This is a genomic window from Rhizobium sp. BK591, from assembly GCF_014195045.1.
GTDB classification, from domain to species: domain Bacteria; phylum Pseudomonadota; class Alphaproteobacteria; order Rhizobiales; family Rhizobiaceae; genus Rhizobium; species Rhizobium anhuiense.
In genome coordinates this window covers 438,030-458,126 of record NZ_JACIAZ010000004.1, presented here as the reverse complement: position 1 = coordinate 458,126, position 20,097 = coordinate 438,030, and the positions used below count along the sequence as shown (strand labels likewise).

Here is a 20,097-nt window from a genome sequence, read left to right as displayed (position 1 = left end):
CTATTCTGGGACGGTGCTGTCCTTATTCGAACTCGTGCCGTCTTTCAGCACGGAGGGGTTCTTCAAAACCCGCACAAGCAGATTCGGTTTTCGCCTGCGCGGGATGAGATCGATATCGCTGACAAGCTTTGCGCCGCCCTTGCGCCGCTCGAGCGTGATCTTGCGGCTATGGAAGGCTTCCAGCTCAGCCCGATGCGCGACGCTGATGATGGTCACGTCGGGCAATTCATCGATCACCATATGCATCATCTTATCCTGGCTCTTCTCATCGAGTGCCGAGGTTGCTTCATCCAGCACGATGATATCGGGATGGTGGAGCAGCAGGCGCGCAAAGGCGAGACGCTGCTTTTCGCCGCCCGACAGCGTCTGGTCCCAGGGCGCCTCTTCCTCGATCTTGTCGTTGAGATAATCGAGCCCGACCTTGTCGAGGGCAGCCTTGACCTGATCCAGCGTCCAGCTGTCGGCGGCGCCGGGATAGGCGACGGCGCGGCGAAGCGTGCCGGACGGGATATAGGGTCGTTGCGGCAACATGAACAATCGTCTGTCGGCGTGGAAATTGACGCTGCCGCTTCCCCACGGCCAGAGACCTGAGATCGCCCGCACCAGCGTGCTCTTGCCGGACCCGGATTCGCCGGCCACAAGCACCCGTTCGCCGGGCTCGATCTCGACGCGCGTTTCCGTGACCACGGCGGTGCCATCGTCAAGCGATACGGAGAGATCGTTGAGGCTGAGCATCGCCTCGCCTTCGGTTTCACCATGCTTGATGCGCCCGAGCGAGTCGCTCTGCTCGGCGCGCTCCAGCCCGTCGAGCGACATCATCAGCGAGGCGATGCGCCGTGCACAGGCGTTCCAATCGGCAAGACGCGGATAGTTATCAACAAGCCAGCCGAACGCGCCCTGAACGATGGCGAAGGCAGAGGCAGCCTGCATGACCTGTCCCAGCGTCATGCTGCCTTCGAGAAATTTTGGCGCGCACAGCAGGACCGGGACGACTGGCGCAATCAGCATAGATCCATGCGACACAAGCGTCGTGCGCATGTGCTGGCGGGCAAGGAGCGCCCATTGCCTGAGCACATTGGCGAAGGTCTTATCGAGGTCATTACGCTCCTCCTCTTCGCCGCCGAGCAAGGCGATGCTCTCGCCGTTTTCCCGCACATGCGTCAGCGTGTAGCGAAACTCGGCTTCTGCTTGATTTTTCGCCTCGGAGACGTGGACGAAATAGCGGCCGATGACCGCCATCGAGCTGGAGGTGATCGCGGCGTAAAGGACCGCAGTGATGACGAGAAAGCCGGGAATGGTGACGGTCCAACCTGCGATCGGCAGAGTGAGAGCCCCGCCGATCGTCCAGAGCACGACGATGAAGGTCGAGGCCGCCAGAAATGCGGAAATGACACCGGCGATGAAATCGACGGGTGCTTCGGTGGCAATCCGCAAATCCTCGGAAATGCGCGCTTCGGGGTTCTTGTGGTCGCCGCCGATGAGATTCAACTGATAGTAACGGCCGTTTGCGAGCCAGCGCGCGATGACTGCGCTTGTCAGCCAGGAACGCCACCGACGCTGGATCATCATGCGAACGGCGACTTGTACAGTGACAATAGCCACAGTTCCAAGCACGAGCGGCACGAATACAGCGCTCAGGAAATAGACGGTGCCCGCATCGTGCCGCTCTATGGCGTCGAATATCCCGCGGTTCCACAGATTGATTCCGTACTGGAAGCCGACATTCATGCCGATCAGGGCCAATAGCCCGATCGAGAAGGGCCAAGCGAACTTGTCGCCATCGCGGCTCCAGTAACGGCGCGCGCTGATCCAGAAACGTTTCAGCAAATAGCGCTTTCGCGCCTGCTCGGTCTCTTCAGGCGTTAGCTCCGGATCGGGTTGGATGGCATCTGGCGGCAGCGCAACTTCGACAGTCGATGCCTTCTCCTGGCGCGACTTCTCGGCACCGTCCGGCTCGGTGCCGTCGACCGATTTCGGTTTCAATTTAGCGTCGGTCATGTCAGCGATAACGGCTTACAAATCAAAAGGTTTCATGATGCCGGTACCGAGGATGGCATCCGGCGTCTACCCGGCAAACCGCTCGCGGTAGGCTTTCGGACTGGTACCGAAGTGGCGCAGGAAGGCCCTTCTCATGGTTTCCTCCGATCCGAAGCCACAACGCCTGGAGACCCGGGCAACAGACTGGCCTTCATCCAGCAAGCGTCGGGCGGTTTCGATCCTGATGTCTTCGATCGCCCGGGCCGGCGTCAGCCCTGTTACCTGCCGATAATGCCGCGAAAAACTGCGCGAGCTCATGTTGACCCGTGCGGCAAGAGCCGCCAGCGGCAATGGGCGGCTCAAGTTTTCCATGATCCATGCGTGCAGTTGGTCGAAACGCCCGTCATTTTCCTGCAGTGAGAGGGCCGTGCTGAATTGCGACTGTCCGCCCGGCCGCTTCAGAAAAACCACCAACTGCCTCCCGACAGCGAGCGCCGCCTTCCGACCCAGGTCGATCTCGATGAGCGCCAAGGCAAGGTCGATGCCCGCTGTCACGCCGGCGGATGTCCACATGTCGCCATCACTAACAAAAATGGGGTCAGGATCGAGGCGCACCAACGGAAAGCGTTTTGTGAATTCAGCGCAACGCTGCCAGTGCGTGACGACACGCCGTCCGTCGAGCAATCCTGCTGTCGCCAGCAAAAATGCACCGCTGCAAACGGAAGCGGTGCGCCGCGCCGCCTTTGAGCGGCCTCTGACCCATTCCACCAGATCGCGGTTTTCACAAGCCGCATTGACACCCCAGCCTCCCGCCACGACGAGCGTGTCCAGCGGCGCATCCGGCGACGGCAACGGGGAGGCTGCCAAGGCGAGACCCGACGATGTTCTCACCTGAGCGCATTGCGCCACCACGACAGTCTCATAGGGCCTCGCTTTGTCAGCAAGCGCAGCCAGATCGTTTGCCGTTGCAAAGACCTGCAAAGGGCCTGCCACATCAAGAAGCTGGCTGTCGGGGAAGGTCAGGATTTCGATACGGCGAGGGTTATTTGGCATGAACGGAGGGATGATTGGCAAACACGCCAATCATTGCTCCACTAGGATTGGGAAAGTCAATCAGGAGTTTCCCCATGCCTCTTTCTTTCGGAATCCTCGTCTTCCCCGATGTTCAGCAACTCGACCTCACCGGCCCTTACGAGGTTTTCGCCTCGGCTGAAGGCACAGAGGTTCATCTGATCTGGAAGGATTTGCGGCCCGTTCCGGCCTCTACCCGGCTGTCTTTGACGCCGACCACGACCTTTGCGGAATGCCCGCCACTCGACGTTCTCTGCATTCCGGGCGGAAGCGGTATCAACGCATTGTTGCTCGACGAGATGGTGCTCGCTTTTGTTCGGGAGCGGGCGGCGAAGGCGCGCTACGTCACGTCTGTCTGCACGGGCGCGCTGGTGCTGGGGGCGGCGGGGTTGCTCAAGGGAAAACGCGCGACGACCCACTGGAATGCGCTCGATTTCCTGCCGCGCTTTGGCGCCACGCCCGTCGAGGAGCGAGTCGTACAGGATGGCAACCTGATCACCGCAGGCGGTGTCACCTCGGGCATCGATTTCGGACTATCCGTGATTGGCGAGCTTCTGGGGCAGACAGAAGCCGAAACGGTCCAGCTCGCTCTGGAATATGCTCCCGCACCACCATTTTCTTCCGGCACGCCGAAGGAAGCCTCAGCAAAAGTGCTGGGAGATACGAGGCAGCGCCTTTCCGCATCGCGCGCCGCGCGCGAGAAGATATTGTCGCAATTGCCGGGAGATATTTGAAAGGGAATTGAGCAGCTGAAGACGCCGGCCGGTTTTTGCAGGCACCCAATGCGGCACTTTTCCCGGAATAACTCTCCCCACCTCACGCAGTTTCACTGGCAATCTGCGGCAGGGATTGCAGCAGGGTCTGGCGGGCGGAGTGCAGATGCGCGCGGCAGGCGGTTTCGATTGCCGCCTGGTCGCCGGATTCCAGGGCTGCGATATAATCCAGATGTTCGTGGATGGCGCGTTCGTTGCGCTGGCGGGCGGCGGTCTTGTTCCACTGGTAGTGATAGTGGAAAACGATGGCGATGGCGTCGTAGAAATCGGCGATGAAGCGGTTTTTCGAGGCGCGATGGATCAACAGGTGGAAGCGCTCGTCGAGGACGGAGAAGTCCTTGAAACGCTGGTTGATGTCGGCAAGCATGGCGTGATGTTCGTCGCGCATGGCGGCGAGATCGATCCAGGCCTGGTGGTCGCGCGGAAGCCGGCCGAATTCGGCGGCGGAGTGCAGCTCGAACATCTCGCGCACATCGGCGAGCTCGAGGGCGAATTCACGGGTGAAGCCCTTGAGCGTCCAGTGGCTGTTCGGCCGTTTCTCGATGAGGCCGAAGCGGGAGAAGCGGATCAGGAATTCGCGCACGCTTGTTGTGCCGGTGCCGATCTCGCGGGCTAGCTCCAATTCGTTGATCTGCATGCCGGGGGCTGCATCATCGGCAAGGATGCGCTGCATGAAGCTGCGCTCGATGATGTCGTGCAGGGAATCGGTTTCTTCCGAGGGAAAGAGGTCGCGGTCCGTCGGCTGGCGCAGCACGATCTTCTGGCGCTTGTTCCAGCGGATGATGCCTTCTTCGCTGAGCCGCGTCAGGATGGCGCGCGCCGTCGAGCGGCTGACGCCGAGCTGGGCGGCGATCTCCGGCTCCGAGGGCAGTGCGGTATCCGTGCGCAAGGCTGCAGCATACCTGTTGTAGGCTTCCTTGAAGACCGTATTCTGCCGTGCCACCAGACCCCGCTTTCCGCCCTCGTGAGCGCCTTCCCGCTTCACAGCAGGACAGAGCGGACCGGGGCTTGTTCAAACGACCTTTAGCTTATTTCCGGTCGCCTGCGGCTCATTGCCTCCCTCGTCCACAGGATCAATATTCCCGTTGACTTGAAAATGTTTATTGTAGATAAAAAACAAAATCAATGCGCATTCGCCGATGCAGCGAGTGTTTCCCAGGGAGAATAAATTGGACAAACTGCCTTGGATCATCCTTTCGGCCGGAGACAATGTCGCGGTCGCAACGGCGGCAATCGCGCCGGGTTCGACGGTTGCCGGCATCGAAGCCCGTCAGAAGATCGACCCCGGCCACAAGGTGGCGATTGCCGATATTCCGCTCGGGTCGCCGGTCGTGAAATACGGACAGGCGATCGGCCGCACCACTGAAGAGGTCAAGGCCGGCGACCATGTGCACAGCCACAACCTGCATTTCGAAAACGACCGGCTGGCGGCGACCGCCAATTCGGCGCCGGAGACGGCGACGGCCGACGACAAGGCGCGCACCTTCATGGGTTACCGCCGCGCCGACGGGCGGGCAGCGACCCGCAACTATATCGGCATCATCGCCAGCGTGAACTGTTCCACCACGGTCTGCCGGGCGATCGCCGACGAGGCGAACCGGACGATCTTGCCGCATTATGAGGGCATCGACGGTTTCGTGCCGATCGTGCATGACCAGGGCTGCGGCATGAGTTCGACCGGCGACGGCATGAACGTGCTGCACCGGACGCTCGCCGGCTATACCAGGCATGTGAATTTCGGCGGCGTGCTGATGATCGGCCTCGGCTGCGAGGTCAACCAGCTGACGCTGTACGGCCAGAGCGGTGCGGGCGCTTCGAAGCGGCATTTCAATATTCAGGATGCCGGCGGTTCCCGCCGCGCGGTCGAGCGGGCCATGGGTATGCTGCGCGAGATCGCTGCCGATGTCGGCAAGGAAAAGCGCGTGCCGATGTCGGTGAGCGAGATCATCATCGGCCTGCAATGCGGCGGCTCGGACGGCTTTTCCGGCATCACCGCCAATCCGGCGCTGGGTGTCGCAGCCGACCTCCTGGCGGCGGCCGGCGGCACGGCGATCCTGTCGGAGACTTCGGAAATCTATGGTGCGGAGCACCTTTTGCGCAGCCGCGCCGTCAGCGACGAGGTGGCAAAGAAGCTCGACGAGAAAATCGCCTGGTGGGAGGATTATGTCGCTCTGCACGGCGCCTCGCTCGACAACAACCCGTCGCCCGGCAACAAGCGCGGCGGGTTGACCACCATTCTGGAGAAGTCACTCGGCGCGGTTGCCAAGGGTGGGCGCTCGCCGCTGACGGCGGTCTATGGTTATGCCGAGCGGGTCACGGCCCCCGGGCTCGTCTTCATGGACACCCCCGGCTACGACCCGGTCTCGGCGACCGGCCAGGTGGCCGGCGGGGCGAATATGATCGCCTTTACCACGGGCCGCGGCAGCTGCTTCGGCTGCCGGCCGGCACCGTCCCTGAAGCTTTCCAGCAATTCGGCGCTCTATGCGTCGATGGAAGAGGACATGGACATCGATTGCGGCACCATCGCCACCGGCGACGCGACGATCAGCGGCAAGGGCCGCGAAATCTTCGACCTTATCGTCGATACGGCTTCGGGCAAGAAGACCAAGAGCGAGCTCTTCGGCTACGGCGATAACGAATTCGTGCCCTGGCATCTGGGCGCAACGCTCTAGCTTTTTGTTTTACGCAAGCCCTTGGAAAACAGCTTCACACTTTTCCCGGGATTGCTCCGGATAGACAGTTTCAGCTTCTTCGCGAGGAGGAATGATGAAGACGAGAAAGATCGGCAAGACCAAGCTGGAGGTGACCGAAATCAGCTTCGGCGCGGCAGCTCTCGGCGGTCTCTACCGTGCCTGCCCGCGCGAGCAGGCGATGGACACGCTGCAGGCGGCCTGGGATAGCGGCATCCGCTATTTCGACGTCGCGCCCTGGTATGGGCTGGGTCTCGCCGAACGGCGGGTCGGCGATTTCCTGCGCGACCAGCCGGATGGCAGCTACATGCTTTCCACCAAGGTCGGCCGGCTGCTGCGGCCGGTGCCGACCGGCACCGTGCCCGATTACAGCTATGTCGATCCGCTCTCCTTCGACGCCGATTACGACTATTCCTATGACGGCATCATGCGCTCGGTCGAATTCAGCTATGCACGCCTCGGCCTCAACCGCATCGACATTCTCTATGTGCACGATATCGGCGTCTACACGCATGGCGCGGCGAAGAATGCGGTCCACCAGAAGCAGTTTCTCGATTCCGGCGTGAAGGCGCTGGAGGAACTCAAATCCTCGGGCGCGATCTCCGCCTTCGGCCTCGGCGTCAACGAAGTGCCCGTCTGCCTCGACGTCATGCACCATGCCGATCTCGACTGCATCCTGCTTGCCGGCCGTTATACGCTGCTCGACCGTTCGGCCGTTGCCGAACTCCTGCCGCTCTGCCGGCAGAAGGGCACGTCGCTCGTCGTCGGCGGCGTCTTCAATTCCGGCATTCTCGCCACCGGCCCGGTGCCGGGCTCGCATTTCGATTATATGCCGGCAACCGACGATGTGCTTGCCAAGGTCGGCGCCATGGAGGCGATCGCCAAAAGCCATGGGGTGCCGCTCGCGGCTCCCGCCCTGCAGTTTCCGCTACGCGATCCGGTCGTCGCATCGGTGCTGATCGGCACGGCCAAGGCTTCGAGCCTGAAGCGCAACATGGAGATCGTCGAGCCGCGGCTTGCCGACGAGATCTACGGGGAATTCGAGCCCTATACGCTGGTCGCGCCGCCGCTCGGCGCCGAAGCGGTGCGGGTCTGAGGAGACATTATGCTCAAGGGTATTCATCCATTGCTCGGCCCCGACCTGCTTCATGCGCTGAAGACGATGGGACATGGTGACGACATCGTCATAGCGGACGCCAATTTTCCCTCGGGCTCGATGGGCCCGCCCGTCATTCGCGCCGACGGCGTCAGCGCCACTGACATGGCCGAGGCGATCCTCACCCATATGCCGCTCGATACTTTCGTGCCGGAAACGGCGTGGCGGATGGAAGTGGTGGGCGATCCCGATGCGATGCCCGAAGTCTGCGCCGAGTTCCAGCAGATCGTGTCCAGGCGTGCCGGCGATTTCCGCATCGTGCCGGTGGAGCGCTTTGCCTTCTACGCGATGGCCCGCAAGGCCACCTATATCGTCGCGACGACGGAATTCCGGCTGTACGGTAACCTGATTTTGAAAAAGGGTGTCGTCCATCCGCATGAGGTTGATCTGGCCTGAACCCTATTTTAGGGTATCGTACTATTGGAATAAAATCAGTTGCTTGGGTGGAGTTTAGCAAAGCAAAAAAGCCAGATTGACGCACTTGCAATTTGATTGCGCCTCGGCTAGCTTCTCCCTGCAAATGTTTTTTATCGATAAAAATCGTCCGCCTGCGTTCAGCGGCCGATTTATTCGGAGGAGAACGCACCCTGAGAGGAGAACCCTTATGAGTATCGTGAAATCCCTTCTGTCCCGTCGCGCCTTTACGGCGCTTGCGGGTGCCGCGGTCATCGCCACGGCGATGCCGGCAACGTCGTTTGCCGCCGACGTGACGATCCCGATCATCGTCAAGGACACGACGTCCTTCTACTGGCAGATCGTTCTGGCCGGCGCGCGCAAGGCTGGCAAGGATCTCGGCGTCAACGTGCCGGAACTCGGCGCACAGGCCGAATCCGACGTCAACGGCCAGATCAGCATTCTGGAGAATGCTGTTGCCGGCAAGCCCGCCGCCGTCGTCATTTCGCCGACCGAATTCAAGGCGCTCGGCAAGCCGATCGATGAAGCCGCCAAGTCGGTTCCGATCATCGGCATTGACTCCGCTGCCGACTCCAAGGCGTTCAAGTCGTTCCTGACGACCGACAACGTTCAGGGCGGCCGCATCGCCGCCGACGGTCTTGCCGCCGCCATCAAGGGCGCCACCGGCAAGGAAGAGGGCGAAATCGTCATCCTCACCAATCTTCCGGGCGTCGGCTCGCTGGAACAGCGCCGCGAAGGCTTCCTGGATCAGGTGAAGACCAAGTATCCCGGCCTGAAGGTGATTGCCGACAAGTACGGCGACGGCCAGGCAACGACCGGCCTCAACATGATGACCGACCTGATCACGGCAAACCCGAACCTCGTCGGCATCTTCGCCTCGAACCTGATCATGGCGCAGGGCGTCGGCCAGGCGATTGCTGAAAACAAGCTCGGCGACAAGATCAAGGTCATCGGCTTCGACAGCGACGACAAGACGGTCGGCTTCCTCAAGGATGGTGCGATTGCCGGCCTCGTCGTTCAGGACCCCTACCGCATGGGTTATGACGGCGTGAAGACCGCTCTTGCCGTCTCCAAGGGCGAGAAGGTCGAAGCCAATGTCGACACCGGCGCAAACCTCGTCACCAAGGCGAATATGGCCGATCCGAAGATCGACGCGCTGCTGAACCCGAAGATCAAGTAACAAAGACAGACAGGCCGCGCCGGCTTCAAAAACCGGCGCGGCCTTTTCCATCCATGGTATGCTTACCGGGGGTGGAGCAGACGTGACACAAGGAGGAGAGGTCCATGATCGGACTGGAAGAGGTCAGTCATCGCCATGATGACAGCGCGACGCTGAAAGAAGCCAATCGAATTCCCGCCGGATCGCCTATCCTCGAACTCAAGGGCCTGCAGAAGAATTACGGTCATGTGCAGGCGCTGAAGCCAGCGACGCTGACCTTCCTCGCCGGTGAAATCCACGCCATCGTCGGCGAAAACGGCGCCGGCAAATCCACCCTGATCAAATTGCTCACCGGCGTCATCACCCGCACGGCCGGCGAAGTGCTGTGGTGCGGCCAGCCGGTGGGGCTTTCGACGCCGAACGAGGCGATCGCCCGCGGCATCAACGCCGTCCACCAGGAAGTCGTGCTCTGCCGGCACCTGACGGTCGCCGCCAATCTCTTCCTCGGCGACGAGGTCAACCGCTACGGCCTGATGCGCAAGAAGCAGATGGAGAAGATGGCGCAGGCCGTGCTCGACGATCTCGGTTTCGGCCTGCCGGCCGGTGCGCTGCTGAGCTCGCTGACGATCGGCCAGCAGCAGCTGGTGGCAACGGCGCGCGCGGCGATGCGCGGCACGCAGTTCCTGATCTTCGACGAACCCACCGCCTATCTCACCCGCCAGGAATCGGCGCAGCTCTTCAAGCTGATCCGCCGCCTGCAGGGCGAAGGCGTCACCATCGTCTATATCAGCCACCGCATGGAGGAAGTCTTCGAACTTGCCGACCGTGTCTCGGTGCTGCGCGACGGCACGCATGTCGGCACGCGCCTGATCGGCGAGACCAACGATGCCGAGCTGATCGCGCTGATGATCAACCGCTCGATCGAACAGATCTACCACAAGGAAGAGATTGCGATCGGCGAGACGATCCTTGCCGTCAACGGCCTTTCCGGTCCGGGCTTCGAAGATGTGTCGCTCAGCGTCAAGGCGGGCCAGATCGTCGGGCTCTACGGCCTGATCGGCGCCGGGCGCAGCGAATTCGCGCTCGGGCTCTATGGACGCCAGCCGACGACATCAGGCGATATCCAGTGGATGGGCAAGCGCGTCGACATCAAGAACGAACGCACCGCGATGGAGCTCGGCATTGCGCTGGCGCCGGAAAGCCGGCGCGACCAAGGGCTTTGCCTCAACCTGCCGATCGGCCTCAACATCAATCTGCCGGTGTTCGGACGGCTGAGCCACGGACCTGTGATCAACCATGCGCGCGAGTCGGCCAATGCCGACAAGCAGATTCGCGATCTCAGCATCAAGACGCCGAGCCGGCGCGTTCCGGCCTCCAGCATGTCGGGCGGCAACCAGCAGAAGATCGTCATCGGCAAATGGCTGAGCCATGGCGCCCGGCTCTTCATCTTCGACGAACCGACTGTCGGCGTCGACGTCGGCACCAAGGCGGAAATCTACCGGCTCTTCGCCAAGCTTCTGAAGGACGGCGCGGGCATCATCCTGATCTCCTCCTACCTGCCCGAAGTCTACGAACTGGCCGACCGGCTGCACGTCTTCCGCGCCGGCAAGATCGTCGCCAGCCATGATTTCCACGCGGCGACGCATGAAGAAGTGCTCAGCGAAGCGATCGGCGTCTGAGCCAAAAGAATAAGAGGGAGAAAATTCATGACTGCCACCCCTACTGAGATCGTCGCACCGCCGCCGCGCCGGAAAATGAACATCCTGTTCGGCCTGACGCTGATCGGCCTGCTGATCTTCCTCTGGATCGTGCTCGGCGTCGTCACCCCGAGCTTCTGGACGCCGCTCAACATTTCGAACCTGCTGCGTCAGGGCGCGATGACGGCGATCCTCGCACTCGGACAGACCTTCGTCATCATCACCGCCGGCATCGATCTTTCCGTCGGCGCCATCGTCGGCTTTTGCACCGTCATCATCGCCTGGCTGCTGCAGGCCGGCGTGCCGCTCTGGGGGGCGATCGCGCTGACGCTCGCCATCGGCGTGGCGATCGGCGCCTTCCATGGCTTCGGCATCGTCCATATGGGCCTGCCGCCGTTCATCATCACGCTGGCAACCCTGACATCGCTGCGCGGCATCGGCCTGCTGATCACCAACGGTTCGACGATCAACATCACCAATGAGGGCTTCAGCAATTTCGCCCGCGCCGATCTGCTCAGCATTCCGAGCCTGTTCTGGATGGTCATCCTAGTGGCGGTCCCCTCCTTCATCTTCCTGCATCTGAGCCGTTGGGGCCGCTATCTCTTCGCGGTCGGTTCGAACGCCGAGGCGGCGCGCCTTTCCGGCGTCAACGTCAAGGGCATGATCTATCTTGCCTATATCCTCTCGGCCTCCTTCGCCGCCTTCGTCGGCGTGCTGCTCGCCTCGCGCATCGCCATCGGCAATGCAACGCAGGCCGACGGCTGGGAACTGCAGGCGATTGCCTCGTCCGTCATCGGCGGCACCAGCCTGTTCGGCGCGGTCGGCTCGGTGCACGGCCCGCTGATCGGCGCCTTCATTCTCGCCACCATCAACAACGGCGCGAACCTTCTGAACGTCAACTCCTTCTGGCAGCGCATCATCACCGGTCTGCTGATCATCGTGATCGTGTTCTTCGACCAGCTGCGCCGCCGCCGGAGCAATTGAGCGACATGAGACAGCCGGCTTGAACGAGCCGGCTTCTTCCATTCAAGGAATGCGAGACCCGTCATGAAAGCAGTTCTTTGCCGGGAGCCCGGCGTGCTCGATATCGTCGAGCGTCCTTCGCCAGCGGCTCCCGCCGCCGGCTGGGTGCGGCTTGCCGTCAGCCATGTCGGCATCTGCGGCACCGACTACCATATTTTCGAGGGCAAACATCCCTTCCTCGAATATCCCCGGGTGATGGGGCATGAGATCTCGGCGACGGTGCTGGAAGCGGGCGACGGTGTGGCGATCGCGGTCGGCACGCCCGTCATCGTCAATCCCTATCTCTCCTGCGGGCAATGTGTCGCCTGCCGTCAGGGCAAGCCGAATTGCTGCACCAACATCAAGGTGCTCGGCGTCCATACCGACGGCGCCTTCTGCGAGGAGATTTCGGTTCCATCGGGCAATCTCTATCCCGCCAAGGGCCTGAGCCTCGAGGCGGCGGCAACGACCGAGTTCCTGGCGATTGGCGCCCATGCGGTGCGCCGTTCGATGACCGGCCCCGGTGCGCGGGCGCTCGTCATCGGCGCCGGGCCGATCGGGCTCGGGGCGGCGATCTTCTCGCGCATCGCAGGCCATGAGGTGACGCTGCTCGATACCAGCACCGAGCGGCTGCAGATGGCCTCGGAGCGCTTCGGCTTCACCTCCGGCATCGTTGCCAACGAGGCGACAGCGGAGAGCGTTCGCGCCAAAACCAACGGCGACGGTTTCGACGTGGTCTTCGATGCAACGGGTTACGGCCCTTCGATGGAAAAGGCCTTCTCCTTCGTCGCTCATGGCGGCGCGCTGGTGCTGGTCAGCGTCGTCAAGGACGATATCCGCTTCTCCGATCCCGAATTCCACAAGCGCGAGATGATGGTGATCGGCAGCCGCAACGCCACTCGCGTCGATTTCGAGCATGTCGCGGATGCGATCGCCAAAGGCCTGGTGCCGGTGGAGAAACTCATCACCCACCGCACGACGCTTGCCGACGCGCCGCGCGATCTCGCCCGCTGGGCGCATGAGAAGAATGGGTTGATCAAGGCTGTCATCAGTATCGGGGGTTAGGCAGCGTCGGAAAAGTCCTGCAGAGTTAGGCGCTTATTTTGTCATGTTCGCGGTCCTTGCTGCTTAGGTTCCCCCCACACTCGTCATCCTCGGCCTTGAGCGGAGGATGACGAAACGGGGTGCAATCGACAAAATGGGGGCCCCTGTCCCCATGCTCCGTTATCCCGCGGCCGCCTCGATCGCCCTGCGCATCTCCCTCACAACGGCGACATCCGTTTTGTTGGTACTCTTCGCCTCCAACCGGCGCGCAAGATGTCGCGCAACATTTCTCAATCAAAAAGCACACAGACGAATACGGAAGTGTCCATAAGTGGGGCCGCCGGATAGCCGGCAGATCTTCGTCGATTGAGTGATGGAAAGGGTCGAGCGATGAAAATGCGAATTGCTTCCTTGGCAATGGCTGCGGCGCTGACAATGCCACTTGCGGTGCCGGCCCGCGCGCAGGTGGTCATCCAGGAAGGCCAGGGATCGGAGTTCTATTCCGATCCCGACGATAACCAGACGGAAACGGATTTTCTGCAGCGATGGAATCGCCACCACGACCAGCGAAGCGGATGGCGCTCGGGTTGGGACAATTTCGGGCCGGACGATGCGGTTCGCCTCCTTGAGAGACGTGGTTACCGCGTCAGAGATGTGAAGGACGTGGGTGAACGATATCTGATCCGAGCATGGCGAGACGGGGACGATCTCCTGGTGAGCGTCTCCCGCAGGGGCGATATCATGGGCGTCGTGCACGATCGCGAGTGATGGGCCGTCTTTGCTGTCCCTCACGCCGATGGGATGAGGGGCTGTCTCGATGCTGGCGCGGGCTACAACTTCTAACCCACCGCCTCGATCGCCCTGCGCATCTCCCTCACAACCGCGACATCCGTCTTGTTCGTGCTTTTCGCCTCAAACCCGAAGGCCACCGCGCGCGGATCGGCGCTTTCGACCGGTGAACTGCAGGAGCCGTGGACCTCGCGAGCGCCGGTCGCCTGCAGGATCTCCCCGACATTTGTCGGGCGGATGCCGCTGCCGGGCATGATCGAGATGCGGCCGGCAGCCTTGGCCGAAATGCGCTTCAGCGCCTCGAGGCCGTCGGCCGCCTTCAGCGCGCAGCCGGAGGTCAATATCCGCTCGCAACCGAGCTCGACCGCCTGCTCCAGCGCCTGATCGGCATCCGGCACCAGATCGAAAGCGCGATGCAGCGTCGAGCCGAGGCCGGCCGCATGCGCCTTCAAGCGGTGGATCAGCGGCATGTCGAGCGTCCCGTCCGGCCGGTTGGCGCCGATGACGACGCCGGCGAGGCCTGCGGTGCGCACCGCGTCGATATCGATCATCATCGCTTCTTCGTCCGCCTTGTCGAAGATGAAGGGACCGGCATGCGGGCGGATCATCGCATAGACCGGAATGGGCGCGCGGGCGGCGATCCGCATCAGGCTCGGTAGCGGCGTCAGCCCGCCGAGTTCCAACGCCGAGCAGAGTTCGATGCGGCCGGCGCCGCCTTCGATGGCGCTGGCAAGGCCTTCGGCGCTGTCGACGCACACTTCGAGCAAGATGGTCACGCTGCAGTCTCCCTGGCTCCGGCGTCCGCCTGCCTTTTGGTTTGCGCGACGGTTTCCGACGTAATTCTCGCCGCCGCCTCGATGATGACGGTGCAGGCATCGGCGGCGGCTTTGCGATGGTTGAAGGCGACGTGATAGGACATCGGCAGGTGCACGTCGAGATCGACGATGCGCACCTTGTCGGCGATCGGCAGGGCGCTGACCCGGCCGAGGAAGGAGACATAGCCGTGATTGGCGACGAGGTCGACGATCACAGGCAGCGAATCCGCCGCGGTGATATCCTGGCCGCGCAGGCGCCGGTTGGGCGCGCGCTCGTAGCTGAAGGCCATGGCCGCATGGCCGAGGCCGGTGCGTGGGCTCGGCATGCAGATCGCATGGCCGGCGACGAGATCGGCGACGCTCATCTCGGTGCTGTCAGGTGGCGCGATCACCACCATGTCGGTCTGCAGCAATTCGCGATGCCGGAAGCTTTCGAGGCCGAAGACCGAGTCCAGGATCGCCACGTCGATGCGACCGTTCTTCAGCGCCTCGCGCAAATCGTCGGCGGTCATCGACACCAGCGAGATCGCATTGTTGTTGCGACGGGCATTCCATTCGGAGACCAGCACGCCCAGGCAGCGCGCCACCCAGCTTTCCGAGCCGGTCGGGATGATCGAGCCGATGCGCAGCGATCGGGCGGTGCGTCGGTAACGCTCGTCGGCGGACGATTTCAGGTCGTTCCATGCCTGGCTGATCGCCATGAAAATCTGATAGGCGCGCCTGCCCTCTTCCGTCAGCACCGAGCCCTGCGCCTGCCGCTCGAACAGCCGAGCACCCAGAAATTTCTCAAGATTGGCAAGCTGCAGTGAAAGCTGTGGCTGACCCAAGCGAAGCCGGCGGGCGGCCCGGTTGATGCTGCCCTGGTCGGCCACTTCCAAAAAACGCTCCATGGTGACGATCTTGACGGGGATGCGGGATGCCCAGGTCTCGTAGGCCTCGGCGGCGCCGTCATGGCCGGTCAGTTGGCCGAGCTCGGCAATCGCAGCCATGATCGGCTCCAGCCCGTCCAGCACCCTGCCGCTCGCAATCAGCGTCACCAGCTCGCCGGAGGCGCGCTCGGTCAGTTTTATCGCCAGTTCGGTCTCGAGATTATGGATTGCGGTGGAGACAGTGGAGGGTGACAGCTGGAAGCGGCGCGCGGTCTCGCGCACCGAGCCGGATGTCAGGACATGGCTTGCAATGAACAGGGCACCAAGATGCAATGGCCACCTCCGGAAAGCGCTGGAAAAACCGGACGATATGATGTGTTCATGAAAAAAGATATCCCTGCCTCAGAATAGGCGGGCTATCGTTTCCGTCATAAAAAATCCGGGCGCCGGGAAACCGTGAAAGAGCACCGGAGCATCGTGGAAACACGCAAGGGGACAAAAACAAATCGCGCCGGCCTTGGAAAAGGGAATGCGTTTCCGCGCGTGGAGGTGCATTCGCCGCCATAATCGTGCCGCGACCGCAAATACTGGAGGGGGCTTGCATCGATTTTTCGGGTGGGCACGCTATTTCCATGACGCACGCAATTCCGGCATGATGGCGGCCTCGTCGCCCTCGCCGGCGGATTTTCTGCGCACAAGCCTTCCGCCAAGGGCTTGAGCCTCATTCAACGGTGTTAACACAGGGGATATTCCATGCTGAAGAAACTCGCACTTGCCGTCTCGCTCTCCGCCTTCGCGGTGGGTGCGGCCCAGGCCGCCGACGTCGTCGTCTCGTCGAAGATCGACACCGAAGGCACGCTGCTCGGCAACGTCATCGCGCTCGCGCTCGAAGCCAACGGCATCAAGACGCAGGACCGCATCGCGCTCGGCGCGACACCGGTCGTGCGCAAGGCGATCACCGCCGGCGAAATCGACATCTATCCGGAATATACCGGCAATGCCGGCTTCTTCTTCAACAAGGCGGATGACGCCGCCTGGAAGAACATCGACCAGGGCTATGAGCTGGCGAAGAAGCTCGATTACGACGCCAACAAGATCGTCTGGCTGACGCCGTCTCCTGCCAACAACACCTGGGCGCTCGCTGTGCGCAATGATGTCGCCCAACCGAACAAGCTGAAGAGCCTGACGGACTTCGGCAAATGGGTTGCCGGCGGCGGTGCCGCCAAACTTGCCGCCTCCGCCGAATTCGTCAATTCGGCCGGTGCGCTTCCCGCCTTCCAGACGACCTATGGCTTCCAGCTGAAGCCCGACCAGACCGTCGTTCTCTCCGGCGGCGATACGGCGGCGACGATCAAGGCGGCCGCCGACCAGACGAACGGCGTCAATACCGCGATGGTCTACGGCACCGACGGCGCGATCGAAGCGGCCGAACTAACCGTTCTCGAAGACGACAAGAACGTGCAGCAGGTCTATGCGCCGACGCCGATCATCCGCGAAGAGGTGCTGAAGGCCAATCCGAAGATCGAGGAAGTGCTCTCGCCGATCTTCAAGAGCCTGACCGCCGACGAATTGCGCAAGCTCAACGCCAAGATCCAGGTCGACGGCGAGCCGGCAAAGTCCGTCGCCGAAGCCTATCTCAAGGAAAAAGGCTTCCTGAAATAGTCATCGCTCGCTCCGCCCGACGTTCGGGCGGAGCCTCCCTTTGCTGATAGGATTGAGCGGACAGGTTGGCAGACAGGGTTGAATTGATGGAAGAAACCTCAGCGGTCCGCAGGCTGGACCGGCTCGGCGTGGTTCTGGTGGCCGGCGGCATTGCGGCGACGGCCCTGATGCCCTTCATCTATGTGAAGGCCAACCGTATCGCCGCCGGCAAGCCGATGCTGCTCACGCAGCTTCTTCCCCAGCCTTCCGTCATCATCCTGACCGTGCTTTTCCTTCTCACCGCTTTCGCCGCGCTGCTGCTCACCAACGCCCTTGCCCGGCTTACGGTCGCGACGCTCTGCCTTGCGGCGCTGATCGTTGCGATCGGGCTCGTCTCGGCGGCAGCGACGCCGCCCGGCAGCACGGTGGCGCGGATGACGCCCGGCGGCGGTTTCTGGGTGCTGTTTGCCGTGATCGGGCTCGTGATATCAGATGCGCTTGTCAAAATCCGGCTGGCGCCGTGGATGCGGGTCGCAGCCCTTGCGGCCTATACGGCGCTGCTGTTCCTCTCGCTCACGTCAGGCCTGCTCGACAGCCTTTCGATCATGAAGGAATTTTCCACACGGGCTGCGCAATTCGAGACCGAGGCGATTTCGCATCTGCTGCTGGCCTTCGGCTCGCTTGCCATCGCTATCACTCTCGGCCTGCCGCTCGGCATCCTCTGCTTCTGGGTGCCGAAGCTGCGGGCCATCGTGCTGCAGGGCTTGAGCCTCATCCAGACGATCCCGAGTCTGGCGCTCTTCGGCCTGCTGATGCTGCCGCTCGGCTATCTCGCCACCCATGTGCCGCTGGCCGCTGCCATCGGCATCCGCGGCATCGGCACGGCGCCGGCATTGATCGCACTGGTACTCTATTCGCTGCTGCCGATCGTCGCCAACACCGTCGTCGGCCTACAGGGCGTCGACCCCGCGGTGCGCGACGCGGCCGCCGGCATGGGACTGACGCGCTTGCAGATCCTGACCCGCATCGACATGCCGCTCGCCTTCCCCGTCATCCTCACCGGCATCCGCATCGTGCTGGTGCAGGCGATCGGCATGGTGACGATCGCCGCACTGATCGGCGGCGGCGGCTTCGGCATCTTCATCTTCCAGGGGCTCGGCCAGACGGCCATGGACCTCGTCCTGCTCGGCGCCGTGCCGACCGTCTTCTTCGCCTTCTCATCGGCCGTCATCCTCGATGCGGTCATCGACAGCATCCGGGGATCCGCCGCATGAGCATGATCGAGATCAGGAACGTCACCAAGCGCTACGGCACGGCCACCGTCGTCGACGACGTCTCGATGAGCGTCGAGAAGGGTGAGATCACCGTCATCGTCGGCACCTCGGGCTCGGGCAAATCGACGCTGATGCGCATGATCAACCGGTTGGTGCCGATCACCGAAGGTCAGATCTTCGTCGGCGGGCAGAATGTCATGGACGTTGAGGTGACCGAGCTGCGCCGCAAGATCGGCTATGCCATCCAGGGCCACGGCCTGTTTCCGCACCGCACCGTGGCGCAGAATATCGCCACCGTCCCGCAGCTTCTCGATTGGGATTCCGCCCGCATCGCCAAACGGGTCGAGGAACTGCTCGGGCTTTTCAACCTCGATCCGGCGACCTTTGCCGACAAATACCCGCACCAGCTTTCCGGCGGCCAGCAGCAGCGTGTCGGCGTCGCCCGGGCGCTGGCGGCCGAGCCGGAACTGCTGTTGATGGACGAACCCTTCGGGGCGCTCGACCCGGTCATCCGCGGCAAGGCGCAGGACGATCTGCTGGCGATCCAGAAGCAGTTCGGCACGACGATCATTCTCGTCACCCACGACATGGACGAGGCCTTCCATCTCGGCAACCAGATCGCTGTCATGAGCCAGGGCCGACTGCTGCAATGCTCGACCCCGGAAAAGATCCTCACCGAGCCGGCCGATCCCTTCGTGCAGCAATTGACCGGCACCTCCGACCGGGCGCTGAAGCTGATGTCGCTGCTGCCGCTCAAGGAAAGCATGGCGCCGGCGAAAAGCGGTCTCGCCTATGCCCTGCCGCAGTCGCTCAGCCTGCGCGATGCGCTGGCCGAAATGATCTGGCAGGGGGTCGACGAGGCGGCCGTTGAGAACGGCGAGAAGGCGCCTGTCGGGTCGATTTCGATGAGCCGGCTTCTCGAACTGGGCCGCAAGGCATGAAACTCCTCGTCGCCAATCTCTTCCGCCTGGCGGCGCTCGCCCTGCTGTTGATCCTGCTGTTCAGGACGGAGTGGCTTTCCTTCCTGCTCACGCCGTTGACCAACAACAATGCGCCCGCCGTCTATACGCAGAACAGCCTTGCCTCGCTGGCCGTCGGCCATCTGCAACTGGTGATCGGCTCGATTGTCTGCAGCGCCGTGCTTGCCGTTGTCGGCGGCATTTTCGTGACGCGGGAAAGCGGGGCTGACTTCCTGCCGCTGTCGCGCGCCATCGCCAATGCCGGGCAGACCTTTCCGCCGGTCGCGGTGCTGGCGCTCGCCGTTCCCGCCACCGGCTTCGGCGCCATGCCGACGCTGATTGCGCTCTTTCTTTACGGCCTGCTGCCGATCTTCGAAAACACCGTCGCCGGCTTGAAACAGGTTTCGCCGCAGGTGCTCGATGCCGCCGACGGCATGGGCATGAACGGCATGCAGCGGCTGTTTCGCGTCGAGCTGCCGCTTGCCCTGCCGCTGATCCTCGAAGGGCTGAAGGTTGCGACCGTCATCAATATCGGCACGGCGACGATCGGCTCGACGGTTGCGGCAAAGGGTCTCGGCGAGGTGATCATCGCCGGGCTGATTTCAGACAATACCGCCTTCATTCTGCAGGGCGGCCTGATCGTCGGCCTGATGGCGGTGCTGATCTATGACGCCATGGGCCTCGTCGAAGCGGCGATCACCCGAAGAATCGGCTTGCGCCCGGCGTAAAGGGACGGGTACCAAGTGCCACAGCGTCCTTTGCGCGTC

18 protein-coding genes and 1 pseudogene are annotated in these 20,097 nt (G+C 62.5%); 13 read left to right on the top strand and 6 right to left on the bottom strand.

Features of this window, described 5'->3' with window-relative positions:
- Together FHX10_RS20410 and FHX10_RS20405 are read right to left on the bottom strand one after the other, a co-directional pair.
- Window positions 1-1,998, bottom strand: coding sequence for an ABC transporter ATP-binding protein/permease (locus FHX10_RS20410; RefSeq protein WP_097631031.1), 1,998 nt, complete (start codon window positions 1,996-1,998; stop codon window positions 1-3).
- Between the two features lie 66 nt (window positions 1,999-2,064).
- Window positions 2,065-3,030 (bottom strand): GlxA family transcriptional regulator, encoded by a 966-nt coding sequence (locus tag FHX10_RS20405; RefSeq protein ID WP_097543248.1) that lies wholly within the window; start codon window positions 3,028-3,030, stop codon window positions 2,065-2,067.
- 74 nt (window positions 3,031-3,104) lie between these two features.
- On the opposite strand from FHX10_RS20405, the gene FHX10_RS20400 reads away from it, so the two are divergent.
- Window positions 3,105-3,782 (top strand): DJ-1/PfpI family protein, encoded by a 678-nt coding sequence (locus FHX10_RS20400; protein WP_097543247.1) that lies wholly within the window; start codon window positions 3,105-3,107, stop codon window positions 3,780-3,782.
- A gap of 82 nt (window positions 3,783-3,864) precedes the next feature.
- On the opposite strand, the gene FHX10_RS20395 is transcribed toward FHX10_RS20400, so the two are convergent.
- Window positions 3,865-4,764 carry a GntR family transcriptional regulator gene (locus tag FHX10_RS20395; RefSeq protein ID WP_047617273.1) on the bottom strand — a complete coding sequence of 300 codons (900 nt, stop codon included), beginning with the start codon at window positions 4,762-4,764 and terminating at the stop codon, window positions 3,865-3,867.
- A gap of 226 nt (window positions 4,765-4,990) precedes the next feature.
- Between FHX10_RS20395 and FHX10_RS20390 the strand changes: the two genes are divergently transcribed.
- From FHX10_RS20390 to FHX10_RS20360, 7 genes are all read left to right on the top strand, one after another.
- A complete protein-coding gene (locus FHX10_RS20390; protein ID WP_132573635.1) occupies window positions 4,991-6,493 on the top strand; it encodes a UxaA family hydrolase in 1,503 nt (500 codons plus the stop codon).
- A 94-nt stretch (window positions 6,494-6,587) separates the two neighbouring features.
- Window positions 6,588-7,607, top strand: a complete 1,020-nt coding sequence (locus FHX10_RS20385; RefSeq protein ID WP_097543245.1) for an aldo/keto reductase — start codon at window positions 6,588-6,590, stop codon at window positions 7,605-7,607.
- A 9-nt stretch (window positions 7,608-7,616) separates the two neighbouring features.
- Window positions 7,617-8,063 carry an RbsD/FucU family protein gene (locus tag FHX10_RS20380; protein ID WP_048338244.1) on the top strand — a complete coding sequence of 149 codons (447 nt, stop codon included), beginning with the start codon at window positions 7,617-7,619 and terminating at the stop codon, window positions 8,061-8,063.
- A gap of 208 nt (window positions 8,064-8,271) precedes the next feature.
- The gene (locus tag FHX10_RS20375; RefSeq protein WP_048338243.1) at window positions 8,272-9,261 is read left to right on the top strand and encodes an ABC transporter substrate-binding protein; all 990 of its coding nucleotides are present in this window, start codon (window positions 8,272-8,274) and stop codon (window positions 9,259-9,261) included.
- A gap of 104 nt (window positions 9,262-9,365) precedes the next feature.
- Complete coding sequence (locus tag FHX10_RS20370; protein ID WP_048338242.1) at window positions 9,366-10,919, top strand: sugar ABC transporter ATP-binding protein; 1,554 nt, start codon at window positions 9,366-9,368, stop codon at window positions 10,917-10,919.
- A gap of 27 nt (window positions 10,920-10,946) precedes the next feature.
- Window positions 10,947-11,921: an ABC transporter permease gene (locus tag FHX10_RS20365; protein WP_028757718.1), complete on the top strand. Its 975-nt coding sequence runs from the start codon at window positions 10,947-10,949 to the stop codon at window positions 11,919-11,921.
- Between the two features lie 63 nt (window positions 11,922-11,984).
- On the top strand, window positions 11,985-13,004 hold the full coding sequence (locus tag FHX10_RS20360) for a zinc-binding alcohol dehydrogenase family protein (protein ID WP_097543244.1): 1,020 nt from the start codon (window positions 11,985-11,987) through the stop codon (window positions 13,002-13,004).
- 159 nt (window positions 13,005-13,163) lie between these two features.
- On the opposite strand, the pseudogene FHX10_RS35605 reads toward FHX10_RS20360, so the two are convergent.
- Window positions 13,164-13,247: pseudogene (locus tag FHX10_RS35605) on the bottom strand (copper homeostasis protein CutC); the annotation flags it as partial.
- 126 nt (window positions 13,248-13,373) lie between these two features.
- Here FHX10_RS35605 and FHX10_RS20355 point away from each other — a divergent pair.
- Window positions 13,374-13,751: a hypothetical protein gene (locus FHX10_RS20355; RefSeq protein ID WP_184390105.1), complete on the top strand. Its 378-nt coding sequence runs from the start codon at window positions 13,374-13,376 to the stop codon at window positions 13,749-13,751.
- A 71-nt stretch (window positions 13,752-13,822) separates the two neighbouring features.
- On the opposite strand, the gene FHX10_RS20350 is transcribed toward FHX10_RS20355, so the two are convergent.
- Both FHX10_RS20350 and FHX10_RS20345 read right to left on the bottom strand, forming a co-directional pair.
- Window positions 13,823-14,548 (bottom strand): copper homeostasis protein CutC, encoded by a 726-nt coding sequence (locus tag FHX10_RS20350; RefSeq protein WP_063474755.1) that lies wholly within the window; start codon window positions 14,546-14,548, stop codon window positions 13,823-13,825.
- On the bottom strand, window positions 14,545-15,789 hold the full coding sequence (locus FHX10_RS20345; RefSeq protein WP_063474756.1) for a LysR family transcriptional regulator: 1,245 nt from the start codon (window positions 15,787-15,789) through the stop codon (window positions 14,545-14,547). The genes FHX10_RS20350 and FHX10_RS20345 overlap by 4 nt, the downstream gene beginning before the upstream one ends.
- Before the next feature lie 420 nt (window positions 15,790-16,209).
- On the opposite strand from FHX10_RS20345, the gene FHX10_RS20340 reads away from it, so the two are divergent.
- From FHX10_RS20340 to FHX10_RS20325, 4 genes are all read left to right on the top strand, one after another.
- On the top strand, window positions 16,210-17,118 hold the full coding sequence (locus FHX10_RS20340) for an ABC transporter substrate-binding protein (protein WP_028756619.1): 909 nt from the start codon (window positions 16,210-16,212) through the stop codon (window positions 17,116-17,118).
- 86 nt (window positions 17,119-17,204) lie between these two features.
- On the top strand, window positions 17,205-18,371 hold the full coding sequence (locus FHX10_RS20335; RefSeq protein WP_184390103.1) for an ABC transporter permease: 1,167 nt from the start codon (window positions 17,205-17,207) through the stop codon (window positions 18,369-18,371).
- Window positions 18,368-19,312, top strand: coding sequence for an ABC transporter ATP-binding protein (locus FHX10_RS20330; protein WP_183844903.1), 945 nt, complete (start codon window positions 18,368-18,370; stop codon window positions 19,310-19,312). The genes FHX10_RS20335 and FHX10_RS20330 overlap by 4 nt, the downstream gene beginning before the upstream one ends.
- Window positions 19,309-20,058, top strand: coding sequence for an ABC transporter permease (locus FHX10_RS20325; protein WP_127430999.1), 750 nt, complete (start codon window positions 19,309-19,311; stop codon window positions 20,056-20,058). Before FHX10_RS20330 ends, FHX10_RS20325 begins: the two co-directional genes overlap by 4 nt.
- Window positions 20,059-20,097: the final 39 nt, after the last annotated feature.